The organism is Bacillus sp. jun7 (genome assembly GCF_051034795.1).
Lineage (GTDB): Bacteria > Bacillota > Bacilli > Bacillales > Bacillaceae > Bacillus > Bacillus velezensis.
Window position 1 is genome coordinate 3,907,317 of record NZ_CP093219.1, and the last position, 12,240, is coordinate 3,919,556.

Consider the following 12,240-nt stretch of genomic DNA (forward strand, 5'->3'; position numbering starts at 1 on the left):
TCTGAGGTGACACATATGACGAATATTTTTGCCCACCGGGGGGCGTCGGGCGACTGCCCTGAAAATACGATGCCCGCATTCAAAAAAGCGATTGAGGACGGGGCTGACGGAATCGAACTTGATGTACAGATGACAAAAGACGGCCGGATCGTGGTCATTCACGATGAAACCCTCGACCGCACGACGTCTTTGAAAGGATTTGTGAAAGATACGGCGTATGACAAAATCAGAACCGCCGATGCCGCCGGAAAATGGAAAGATGCTTTTAAAGGTGTCAGAGTTCCGCTTTTGTCAGATGTGCTGCGTTTTGCGGAACGTGCTGATTTTCTGATAAACATTGAGCTGAAAAACAGTGTATTCCGTTACGAAGGAATGGAAGAAGAAGTGATTAAAAAAGTCAGATATTACGGACTGGAAAAGCGCGTTATTTTTTCTTCATTTAATCATGAGAGTCTCGCGGTTTGCCACGCCCTGGCGCCTGAAATTGAACGGGCGGTGCTGACAATGGATGTGCTGTACCGGCCTGAACGGTATCTTGCCGCCATTCCCGCTTCGGGTTATCATCCGAAGCTCGGTACGCCTGCGGTCAGCGCTGAAGTGATCACACATCTTGCAAAACACCAAGCGGCGCTCCGTCCGTTCACTGTCAATCGTCCTGAGGATATGAAGCAGATGATGAAAGCGGGGATAGACGCAATTTTTACCGATTATCCAAAGCTGGCTGTTTCTATAAAAGAAGAATGCCGCAGCTGAGAAGACTGTTCAGACAGTCTTCTTTTTTTATGGGCGGGAAAAAGGCGGTGCACTCATAACTCGGTCAGCCGGTTCATATATTGTAACAGGGCGTTTTCTGTAAGCGTTATCTTTTATCTTATTGAAAGTGAGGCAAAATTGTGGGAAAAACGGTTATCGTCAGTGCGGCAAGAACGCCGTTCGGAAAATTCGGCGGTGCATTAAAAGAGGTAAAGGCAGCCGAGCTTGGCGGCATTGCCATAAAAGAAGCAATGAAGCGCGCCGCTATCAGTGAAAGCGAAGCGGAAGGAGCGGTGATAGGAATGGTCGTCCAGGCGGGTGCCGGGCAGATTCCGGCACGGCAGGCTGCAAGATATGCCGGGCTTCCATGGTCTGTTCCGGCTGAAACCATTAATAAGGTCTGTGCATCAGGGCTCAGGGCCGTTACTATCTGTGATCAAATGATCCGGGCGAAAGATGCGGACGTGCTGATTGCAGGCGGAATGGAAAGCATGAGCAACATTCCGTACGCCATTCCGGCCGGCCGCTGGGGTGTGAGGATGGGGGACGGGGTTTTTCAGGATTTAATGGTTCATGACGGGCTCACCTGTGCGTTCGACCAGGTGCATATGGCTGTCCACGGAAGCACTGCGGCCAAAAAGTACGGCATTTCCCGGGATGAACAGGATCATTACGCTCTTTTGAGCCAGAAACGCGCGGCTGAGGCGGCTGAGGCGGGCAAATTGCGTGAAGAAATTGTCCCCGTCACCTGGATCGGCAAAAAGGGCAAACAGCATATCGTTGAAGCGGATGAGGGGCTGCGTCCTGATACAAGCCTTGAGCAGCTCGCAGCGCTCAAGCCAATTTTTACAGCCGACGGAACGGTTACAGCCGGAAATGCTCCCGGTGTAAATGACGGGGCCGGAGCATTTGTGCTGATGTCAGAGGAAAAAGCAGCAAAGCAGCATGTCAGGCCGCTCGCAGCAATACTTGGCTTTGCGTCAGTCGGACTGGAAGCGTCCGAGCTGGCAAGCGCGCCGGGAGAGGCCATCAGCCGGCTCTTGAAAAAAACAGGACTGTCCGTTGACGATATTGATTTGTTTGAAGTAAATGAAGCATTTGCGTCCGTCGTGCTCGTGAGTGAAAAAATAGCCGGGTTCAGCCGGGAGAAAGTGAATGTAAACGGAGGGGCAATCGCGTTCGGCCACCCGATCGGCGCAAGCGGAGCGAGAATCATCATGAGTTTAATATACGAATTAAAGCGTCGCGGAGGAGGTTTAGGCATAGCGGCTATATGCAGCGGAGCGGCTCAAGGAGATGCCGTCCTGCTGGAGGTGTACTGATCAAAGGAGGGAGCGCCGGATGAAGATGAAAACAATCATGGTCGCAGGTGCCGGTCAGATGGGAGCAGGCATCGCTCAGACGGCTGCAGAAGCCGGGTTTGCCGTCAAGTTATACGATTGGGAGCCGGAAACGGTAACAAAAGGTCTTCACCGCATAAAGACAAACCTGGAGAAAGATCAGGCAAAAGGACGGAAGTCACAGCAGGAGACAGATGCCGTTTTCAGCCGTATTTCCCCGACAGAGCTCACAGAAGCGGGAGATGCTGATTTTATCATTGAAGCCATTGCCGAAAACAAAAAAGCAAAAGCGGAATTGTTTGACACACTTGATAAAATCTGTCCCCCTCATGCCGTATTGGCAAGCAATACGTCTTCTCTTCCCATTACGGAGCTTGCCGCGGCCACAAAAAGGCCTGAAAAAGTAATCGGCATGCATTTTATGAATCCGGTTCCTGTCATGGAGCTTGTCGAAGTCATCAGAGGACTCGCCACATCGGAAGAAACGGCGGAAACAGTAAAGAAGCTTGCCGTCCGGATGAATAAAACCCCTGTCGAAGTCAATGACTTCCCGGGCTTTATATCTAATCGCATATTAATGCCGATGATTAACGAAGCCGTTTATTGCCTTTACGAAGGAGCAGCTTCAAAGGAAGCGATTGATGAGGTGATGAAGCTCGGCATGCGTCATCCGATGGGTCCTTTAACATTAGCTGACTTCATCGGGCTGGATACGTGCCTTTCCATTATGGAGGTTCTCTACGCGGGGCTCGGAGATCCGAAATACCGCCCATGCCCTCTGCTCAGAAAATATGTCAGCGCCGGCTGGCTCGGCAAAAAAAGCGGGCGCGGTTTTTATGAGTACGGCAGATGATGTAAAGATCATGAGGGGAGACGGCAGCCATGCATTTTACAGAAGAGCACATCATGATGAGAAAAATGGTGCGTGATTTTGCCCGCAAGGAAATCGCGCCGGTGGTTGAGCTCATGGAATCAACAGATGAATTTCCGGAGCGGCTGATTAAAAAAATGGGCGAAGCGGGATTGATGGGCATTCCCGTCCCGGAAGCTTACGGCGGGGCGGGTGCTGATACAACATCTTACATTTTAGCGATTCATGAAATATCAAAAGTCAGCGCGGCCGTCGGCGTCATTTTGTCCGTCCACACATCGGTAGGCACAATCCCGATTTTGCATTTCGGGACAGAAGCCCAAAAACAAACGTATATTCCGAAGCTGGCAGCGGGCGAATATATTGGGGCTTTTGCGCTTACTGAGCCTCAATCCGGATCTGATGCGGGAAGTCTGAAAACAACAGCCGTGCGACGAGGCGGTTCATATATTCTGAACGGTTCAAAAATCTTTATTACAAACGGCGGAGCGGCAGATCTGTATCTGACATTCGCCATAACCGATCCGGGTAAAGGGAGAAAGGGAATTTCAGCGTTTATCGTTGAAAAAAACACACCCGGTTTTTCTGTCGGAAAAAAAGAAAAAAAGCTCGGATTGTTAGGTTCCAATACTGTCGAATTGCAGTTTGACCAAGCGGAAATTCCGATTGAAAACCGGCTCGGCGAAGAGGGCGAGGGTTTTTCAATCGCCATGAAAAACCTTGACGTCGGACGGATCGGCATAGCGGCTCAGGCGCTCGGGATTATCGAAGCGGCGCTCGGCTGCTCGGTGGAGTACGCCAAAACCCGCAGCCAGTTCGGCAGACCCATCGCTTCGAATCAGGCCGTTTCATTTAAATTATCTGACATGGCAACGAATGCGGAAGCTGCCAAATTATTGGTCTATCATGCGGCTGACCTGTATCAGCGAGGGCTTCCGTGCGGAAAAGAAGCATCTATGGCGAAGCAATTCGCGTCCGATGCGGCGATGAAAGCGGCGGTGGAGGCTGTGCAGATTCACGGCGGCTACGGCTATATGAAAGAGTATCCCGCGGAGCGTTTATTTCGGGATGCGAAAGTCACGCAAATCTATGAAGGAACCAATGAGATTCAAAGGCTGATTATTTCTAAGTATCTTCTTCAATAAAAAGTGCGCAAAGGAGCGAAACCATGGAATCTTATTCTCCCGGTTTAGATGGCGTCATTGCGGTGGAAACGGGGATTTCTTTCCTGGATACACAGCAGGGCAGTATTTTAATCAAAGGCCACGATCTGATTGAGCTTTCTAAAACGGCCGGCTATATGGACATTGTTCATCTCTTATTGGAAGACAGACTTCCTGATGCGAAAGAGAAGAAGGCGCTTGAAGAAGACGTTCGGCGCGGCGGACACCTTCCCGAGGAAATCTTGCGTATATGCCGTCTGCTGCCCGAACGTACTCACCCGATGGACGGACTGAGGACAGGTTTGTCCGCGCTTGGAGGCTTTGATAAGGATATTGATAACCGCACCTCTTCTGTAAATCGGCACCGTGTCCGCGGGCTGATAGGCAAAATGCCCAATCTGACCGTCAACAGCTATCGAGTCATCAACGGACTGGAGCCTTTAGCGCCTGTCGGAACCTTATCGTACAGCGCAAACTTTTTATATATGATTACCGGAAAAACGCCGTCCTCCTTGGAAGAAGAAATATTCGACCGGTCGCTTCTTTTATACAGTGAGCATGAATTGCCGAACTCAACGTTTACGGCCCGTGTCATTGCTTCGACGCAATCGGATATTTACGGCGCTCTGACCGGAGCCGTCGCCTCGCTTAAGGGAAACCTTCACGGCGGAGCGAATGAAGCAGTTATGTACATGCTTGAGGAAGCGAAGGATACAGACGGGTTTACACAATTATTAACTCAAAAACTCGCAAACAAAGAAAAAATCATGGGCTTCGGCCACCGTGTCTACATGAAAAAAATGGACCCGAGGGCGCTCATGATGAAAGAAGCATTGAAAAAACTGTCTGATCTTTCAGGTGATTTCCGTCTTTATCATATGTGTGAAGCAGGAGAAACCGTCATGCGGGAGAAAAAAGGCCTTTATCCGAACTTAGATTACTACGCAGCGCCGGTCTATTACATGCTCGGCATCCCGATCCCGCTGTATACGCCTATATTCTTCAGCGCACGGACGGTCGGGCTGTGCGCCCACGTCATTGAACAGCACAGCCGAAACCGGCTTTTCCGCCCGCGTGTCCGCTATACCGGAGCGCGTCTGTAAACAGATGAGAAAGGAAGATGAAAACATGACAGAACCCCGCCGAATGGACGCCGTAATCGAAGAGATTTCTGACTACGTGCTCCATCAGGAGATTGACAGTTCGGAAGCTTTCACTACGGCAGGACATGTGCTTCTTGATACGATAGGCTGCGGAATTTTGGCGCTCAGCTATCCCGAATGTACAAAGCTGCTCGGCCCGATTGTCCCGGGAACCTCAGTACCCAACGGCAGCAGAGTCCCGGGCACGCCTTTTGTTTTAGACCCGGTCACGGCTGCCTTTAATATCGGCTGTATCAACAGGTGGCTCGATTATAATGATACGTGGCTTGCGGCCGAATGGGGGCATCCGTCTGACAATCTCGGAGGCATATTGGCTTGTGCGGATTATATATCCAGAGTGCGGATTTCAGAAGGGAAAGAACCGCTTACCGTGCGTGATGTGCTTTGCGCAATGATCAAAGCGCACGAAATTCAAGGAATTCTCGCTTTGGAAAACAGTTTAAACAGAGTCGGGCTTGACCATGTGCTGTTTGTGAAGGTGGCGACTGCGGCTGTTTGCGCACAAATGCTGGGCGGCTCAAGAGAGGAAATCAATAACGCCGTATCTCACGCTTGGATTGATAATTCAAGCCTCAGAACGTATCGTCATGCGCCGAACACCGGATCACGCAAATCATGGGCGGCCGGCGACGCGACGAGCAGAGGCGTATATTTGGCCCTTATGGCGCAAAAAGGTGAGATGGGGTACCCGACGGCTCTGACCGCATCCGGGTGGGGATTTCAAGACGTATTATTTAACCGGCAGGAAATGAAGCTTGCCCGCCCGCTTGGGTCCTATGTGATGGAGAATGTTTTGTTTAAAGTATCCTACCCGGCTGAATTCCACGCCCAGACAGCGGCGGAGTGCGCGGTCCGGCTTCATCCGGAGGTGAAAGACCGCATCGAAGACATTGACAGGATCACGATTATGACCCATGAGTCGGCAATCCGGATTATCGATAAAAAAGGGCCGCTTCACAATCCGGCTGACCGGGATCACTGCCTCCAGTATATTACGGCAATCGGGCTGCTTTTCGGAGATATCACGGCGGATCATTATGAAGAGGAAACGGCGTCTGACCCGCGAATTGATACATTGCGGAGCAAAATGGAGGTGACAGAACATAAAGCGTACTCAAAAGATTACCTAGACCCGAATAAGCGATCCATCTCAAATGCCGTACAGGTGCATTTTACAGACGGCACGGCTACGGGACGGATTGAATGTGAATATCCGCTCGGGCACCGGTTCCGCAGAAAAGAAGCCGTTCCGAAGATTCTTGCCAAGTTTTCAGCAAACATCAGCACTCATTTTTCATTGAAGCAGCAGCGGAAAATCGAAGAGGCCTGTAAAGATAGCGGCCGAATGCAGAAGCTCAGCGTTAGTGAATTTATGGACTTATTTCTCATATAAAATAGGAGGGTGACAAACATGACGTGGATCGTCAGCAAGCAGTCGTCTCAAGAGGAGCTTGCAGAGCGGTTCCGTGCGCTGATGGCAGCGCCGGATCTATTGCAGATTCCCGGCGCTCACGATGCGATGGCCGCTCTTATTGCCAAGAAAACGGGTTTTTCGGCTCTTTATTTATCAGGCGCGGCTTACACGGCGAGCAGAGGGCTGCCCGATTTAGGCATCATCACGTCGGCGGAAATGGCTGAACGGGTTAAAGATCTGGTCCGCTCGTCTGATCTGCCCGTCCTCGTCGATATTGACACGGGTTTCGGAGGCGTGCTGAATGCCGCCCGGACGGCGAAAGAAATGTATGAAGCGCGCGCGGCCGCCGTCCAAATGGAGGATCAGCGCCTGCCGAAAAAATGCGGACATCTGAATGGGAAGCAGCTCGTGCCGATTGAAGAAATGGCGCAAAAAATCCAAGCGGTCAAGCGGGCAGCGCCGACTCTTCTTGTTGTTGCGAGAACAGACGCCAGACAGCAGGAAGGGCTGGAGGGGGCATTAAAAAGGGCGTCCGCTTATATAAAAGCGGGTGCTGACGCTGTTTTTCCGGAAGCGCTCCAATCCGAAAGTGAATTCAGAGCGTTTTCCAAACAAATCAGTGTGCCGATTCTCGCAAATATGACTGAATTCGGACAAACGCCGTATTACAGTGCTGATGAATTTTCCGATATGGGCTGTCAGATGGTCATTTACCCGGTCACGTCACTCAGAACGGCTGCCAAGGCTTTTGAGCGTATTTTCCGCCTTCTGAAAGAAGAAGGCTCTCAAAAAGAGGGGCTTTCGGATATGCAGACGAGAAAAGAATTATATGAAACGATCGCTTACGATGACTATGAAGAACTGGATCAATCCATTGCCAAAACGATACTGCCGGACGACTGAAAAAGCCCTTTTTTGCAAGGGCTTTTTTTACAGCTTTTTTTTCCTGAACCGCGGGCTGACTTGATTGCGTTTCCGATCTCTGTACAAAATAAACCCGGCCAGAACATAAAGGCCGAACAAAAAAAACGCCAATCCGGCCGCCCCCTGAAGAAAAAGGGACGGAAACGGGGAAAACGCATGCCCGAATAATGCATCTCTCATCAGCTTAATGCCGAGCGCCGCGACAGCGCCGGGGAGGACCAGAATCAAAAGCGCAACAAGCCGGCTCATATTCAGAAAACCCCTTTACGATATGATTTCCTTTATTGTCCAATCGAAAAAATATTTTGTCAAGAGATCAAAACGTGGTAACATAGGGGTTGTGCAAATTATTGCAACGGGAAATACAGGTGTGCAAATTTTTTCATATAAAGGGGTATCGGGATGCAGAAGGTGCTGATTATAGGTGCTGGTAAAGGAGGCACGGCGCTCCTACAGATTTTGATGAAAACAAAACTGATCCGGATTATTGCGGTGGTTGATCAAGATCCGGAGGCGCAAGGGCTGCAAGAAGCCCGGAGATATGGAATTGCAACCTCATCAGATTGGAAACCCTACATAACTGAAGATATAGATATTATCATCCATACAACAGGCGATAAAGCGGTCATGGATGAGCTGCTCCATGAGAAAAAAGAACAAACCATCGTCATGCCGGGAAAATTGGCGTACATGGTGTTTCAGCTGATGGAGGAAAAACAGCAGCTTATCCAAATGCTGAAGTCGCAGACGTATAAGCATGACCGCATTTTTAATTCAACGCACGACGGTATGATTTTTATAGACGTCAACGAAACGATCATTTTATTTAATCAGATGGCAGAAAAAATGGTCGGCCGAAAACGGGAGGATGTCATCGGCCGCCAAATTAAAGATGTAGTGCCGAACACAAAGCTGCCGCGGATTCTGGAAACGAGAGAGCCGGAATATAACCAGAAGCAGCTTCTCGGCAAGCACCTGCAGATTGTCACGACAAGACTGCCGATCATTGATGAAGGCGGAAAACTTCTCGGCGCGTTATGCGTGTTTAAAGACATCACCGACGCAGTTGAACTGGCGGAAGAGGTCACGAACTTAAAACAAATCCGCACCATGCTTGAAGCGATTATTCAATCGTCAGACGAGGCCATTTCCGTCGTTGATGAAAACGGCATCGGAATGTTAATCAACAAAGCTTATACAAAAATGACCGGGCTGTCAGAAAGCGAAGTCATCGGAAAACCCGCTTCCACCGATATCTCAGAAGGGGAAAGCATGCACCTGAAAGTATTGGGGACAAGGCGGCCCGTGCGGGGTGTGAGGATGAAGGTCGGCCCCAATAAAAAGGATGTCATCGTAAATGTTGCCCCCGTTATTGTGGACGGTATTTTAAAAGGCAGCGTCGGCGTCATCCACGACGTGTCAGAAATTAAAACGCTGACTGCTGAGCTGAATCGGGCGCGCCAGATCATCCGCACCCTTGAAGCGAAATACACGTTTGATGACATTATCGGCACGAGTGAACAAATGCTGGTCGCCCTTGAACAGGCGAAGCTCGGGGCGAAAACGCCGGCGACGATTCTGCTGCGGGGAGAATCCGGCACAGGGAAAGAACTTTTCGCCCACGCCATCCATAATGAAAGCGACCGAAAATACAATAAATTCATCCGGGTCAATTGTGCGGCCCTGTCTGAATCCCTGCTTGAATCCGAGCTTTTCGGCTATGAGGAAGGCGCGTTTACGGGCGCGAGGCGCGGGGGCAAAAAAGGACTTTTTGAGGAAGCGAATAACGGCAGCATTTTCTTAGATGAAATCGGAGAGCTGACCCAAAGCACCCAGGCAAAGCTGCTCAGAGTTCTGCAGGAAAAAGAAATTATCAGAGTCGGCGGCGCTAAAGCGATTTCTGTCAATGTCAGAATTATCGCAGCGACAAACGTCAACATCGAAAAGGCCATGGCGGAAGGCGCGTTCCGTGAAGACCTGTATTACCGGATTAACCGCTATCCGATCTCAATCCCGCCGCTTCGGCAGCGCAAAGAAGATATTGAAGCGCTGAGCATTCGGCTCATTGAAAAAATCAATCAGGATTACGGCCGCAATGTAAAGGGGCTCACGCCGAACGCGCTGCGAGCTTTATCAGCCTACAGCTGGCCGGGAAACGTACGGGAGCTTGAAAATGTTCTCGGACGGGCAATGATATTTTTAGAGCCGCACATGGAACGGATCGAACAGCAGCATCTGCCTGTTTTCGAATCAGAGCTGAATGAAAAAAACGGCACCCAAAGTGATTTTCCGGATATAGAAGGGGAAAAGCTGTCTCAGGCTGTTGAAAAATTTGAAGCGCACGTCATTCAAAAAACGCTTGAAAAGCATAAATTCAACCGAACCAAAACGGCGAAAGCGCTTGGTGTCAGCATTCGGAATCTGTACTACAAAATGGACAAGTACGGCCTTGCAAATGACGGCATGCAATAAGTTGCAGAGAAAGCGCAAACAGCTGCATGTGTTCTTGAAAAAAGCCGGAATAAACCCTTTCGCATATTTGGCACGGAACTTGCATTGTTAAAAGCGGATTCGCACAAGAAAGGTGGTACAAAATGAAGCTGAAAGACCTAGTTGAAAAAGCCGCGGCAAAAAACGCAAAAACCATTGCAGTGGCCCACGCAGCAGATAAAGAAGTGATCCAGGCCGTCAAAATGGCGGCAGAACACTTGTCGGCACGATTTTTACTGACGGGTGACAGCGGAAAGCTGAAAGAGCTTCTGGCAAGTGAGCCGAAGTTCAATGCTGACATCATCCACGCCGATTCACCCGAAGAATCTGCGGCAAAAGCAGTGCGCGCAGTGCGTGAACAAGAGGCGGACGTTTTAATGAAAGGGAATCTCCCGAGCTCAACTCTTCTGAAATCGGTTTTAAACCGCCAGGAAGGGCTTCGTTCAAAAAGGGTGTTATCACATGTAGCCGTTTTTGAGGTGCCGGACTATGACCGGCTGATGTATGTGACTGATTCAGCGCTGAACATTGCCCCGTCTCTTGAAGAGCTCGGGCATATTCTGCAAAATGCGGTTCATGTCGCACATTCTGTAGGGAACCCTATGCCGAAAGCCGCAGTCCTTGCCGCTATTGAAACGGTTAATCCGAAAATGGAGGCGACGCTGAACGCGGCTGCGATCGTCCAGATGTGCAATAGAGGACAGATTACCGGCTGCATTGCGGACGGACCGCTTGCTTTGGATAATGCCGTATCCCAAGCGGCTGCGCTGCAAAAAGGGATTTCCGGAAGCGTAGCGGGCCAGGCGGATATTCTCTTGGTTCCTTCAATCGAGGCCGGAAATATGCTTTATAAGTCAATGATTTATTTTGCGAAAGCAAATGTTGCTGCCGTCATCGCCGGTGCAAAAGCGCCGATCGCATTAACGAGCAGAGCGGATACCGCAGAAAATAAACTGTATTCAATTGCGCTTGCGATTTGCGCATCACAAGAACAGTAGGAGGAACGAACCTATGGAAATTTTCAAATATATGGAGACTTACGATTACGAACAATTGGTATTCTGCCAAGATGAACAATCCGGATTAAAAGCGATCATCGCGATTCATGATACGACGCTCGGCCCTGCACTCGGCGGAACAAGAATGTGGACATATGACAGTGAAGAAGCGGCGATTGAAGATGCACTGAGACTCGCAAAAGGCATGACTTATAAAAATGCGGCTGCCGGTTTAAACTTAGGCGGCGGGAAAACCGTTATTATCGGAGACCCGCGCAAAGATAAAAATGAAGAAATGTTCCGCGCGTTCGGCCGCTACATCCAAGGCTTAAACGGAAGGTATATTACGGCGGAAGACGTCGGCACCACCGTTGAAGATATGGACATTATTCATGATGAAACAGACTATGTAACCGGAATTTCTCCGGCATTCGGTTCATCAGGAAATCCGTCCCCGGTTACGGCGTACGGCGTCTACAAAGGGATGAAAGCCGCAGCGAAAGCGGCGTTTGGCACTGATTCACTGGAAGGTAAAACAATTGCCGTGCAGGGCGTGGGAAATGTGGCTTACAATCTATGCCGCCACCTTCACGAAGAAGGCGCTTCTTTAATCGTAACGGATATCAATAAAGAATCTGTTAAACGTGCCGTTGAGGACTTCGGCGCCCGCGCAGTTGATCCCGGCGACATTTACTCACAGGCGTGCGATATTTATGCCCCATGTGCTCTCGGCGCCGTCATTAACGATGACACGATTAAACAGCTGAAGGCGAAAGTCATTGCGGGAGCGGCCAATAACCAGCTGAAAGAAACACGTCACGGCGATACCATTCATGAAATGGGAATCGTGTACGCTCCGGATTATGTCATCAATGCAGGCGGCGTCATCAATGTGGCCGATGAGCTTTACGGCTACAATGCTGAGCGGGCTTTGAAAAAAGTTGAAGGCATCTATGCAAACATTGAGCGGGTGCTCGATATTTCCGCGCGTGACGGCATTCCGACATACTTAGCGGCCGACCGTCTGGCTGAGGAACGAATTGAACGCATGCGCCGTTCAAGAAGCCAGTTTCTGCAAAACGGCCAAAGTATATTAAGCAGACGATAGGAATTTGATCTGGAGG

Annotated in this window: 11 protein-coding genes; 10 read left to right on the top strand and 1 reads right to left on the bottom strand. The window is 50.0% G+C overall.

Features of this window, described 5'->3' with window-relative positions:
• Positions 1 to 15 precede the first annotated feature (15 nt).
• From MJQ52_RS19565 to prpB, 7 genes are all read left to right on the top strand, one after another.
• Positions 16 to 753, top strand: a complete 738-nt coding sequence (locus MJQ52_RS19565) for a glycerophosphodiester phosphodiesterase (RefSeq protein ID WP_094247796.1) — start codon at positions 16 to 18, stop codon at positions 751 to 753.
• A gap of 140 nt (positions 754 to 893) precedes the next feature.
• Positions 894 to 2,075, top strand: coding sequence for an acetyl-CoA C-acetyltransferase (locus tag MJQ52_RS19570; RefSeq protein WP_094247797.1), 1,182 nt, complete (start codon positions 894 to 896; stop codon positions 2,073 to 2,075).
• Positions 2,076 to 2,094: 19 nt separating this feature from the next.
• Positions 2,095 to 2,946 (top strand): 3-hydroxybutyryl-CoA dehydrogenase, encoded by an 852-nt coding sequence (locus MJQ52_RS19575; RefSeq protein ID WP_094247798.1) that lies wholly within the window; start codon positions 2,095 to 2,097, stop codon positions 2,944 to 2,946.
• Positions 2,947 to 2,975: 29 nt separating this feature from the next.
• Positions 2,976 to 4,109: an acyl-CoA dehydrogenase gene (locus tag MJQ52_RS19580; protein WP_060674592.1), complete on the top strand. Its 1,134-nt coding sequence runs from the start codon at positions 2,976 to 2,978 to the stop codon at positions 4,107 to 4,109.
• A 23-nt stretch (positions 4,110 to 4,132) separates the two neighbouring features.
• A complete protein-coding gene (mmgD, locus tag MJQ52_RS19585) occupies positions 4,133 to 5,230 on the top strand; it encodes a citrate synthase (protein ID WP_003153198.1) in 1,098 nt (365 codons plus the stop codon).
• Positions 5,231 to 5,255: 25 nt separating this feature from the next.
• Positions 5,256 to 6,683 (top strand): bifunctional 2-methylcitrate dehydratase/aconitate hydratase, encoded by a 1,428-nt coding sequence (locus tag MJQ52_RS19590; RefSeq protein ID WP_014305382.1) that lies wholly within the window; start codon positions 5,256 to 5,258, stop codon positions 6,681 to 6,683.
• Between the two features lie 18 nt (positions 6,684 to 6,701).
• Positions 6,702 to 7,607, top strand: a complete 906-nt coding sequence (gene prpB, locus MJQ52_RS19595; protein WP_057080493.1) for a methylisocitrate lyase — start codon at positions 6,702 to 6,704, stop codon at positions 7,605 to 7,607.
• A gap of 27 nt (positions 7,608 to 7,634) precedes the next feature.
• Here the strand turns inward: prpB and MJQ52_RS19600 are convergent, their stop codons facing one another.
• Positions 7,635 to 7,877 carry a DUF2627 domain-containing protein gene (locus MJQ52_RS19600; RefSeq protein WP_007408378.1) on the bottom strand — a complete coding sequence of 81 codons (243 nt, stop codon included), beginning with the start codon at positions 7,875 to 7,877 and terminating at the stop codon, positions 7,635 to 7,637.
• 153 nt (positions 7,878 to 8,030) lie between these two features.
• On the opposite strand from MJQ52_RS19600, the gene MJQ52_RS19605 reads away from it, so the two are divergent.
• From MJQ52_RS19605 to bcd, 3 genes are all read left to right on the top strand, one after another.
• Entirely contained in the window at positions 8,031 to 10,100 is a 2,070-nt protein-coding gene (locus MJQ52_RS19605; RefSeq protein WP_025649862.1) for a sigma-54 interaction domain-containing protein, read from the top strand.
• A 122-nt stretch (positions 10,101 to 10,222) separates the two neighbouring features.
• A complete protein-coding gene (gene yqiS / locus MJQ52_RS19610; RefSeq protein ID WP_060674587.1) occupies positions 10,223 to 11,116 on the top strand; it encodes a phosphate butyryltransferase in 894 nt (297 codons plus the stop codon).
• A 13-nt stretch (positions 11,117 to 11,129) separates the two neighbouring features.
• Positions 11,130 to 12,224, top strand: coding sequence for a branched-chain amino acid dehydrogenase (bcd, locus tag MJQ52_RS19615; protein WP_003153209.1), 1,095 nt, complete (start codon positions 11,130 to 11,132; stop codon positions 12,222 to 12,224).
• The last annotated feature ends 16 nt before the right edge of the window (positions 12,225 to 12,240 follow it).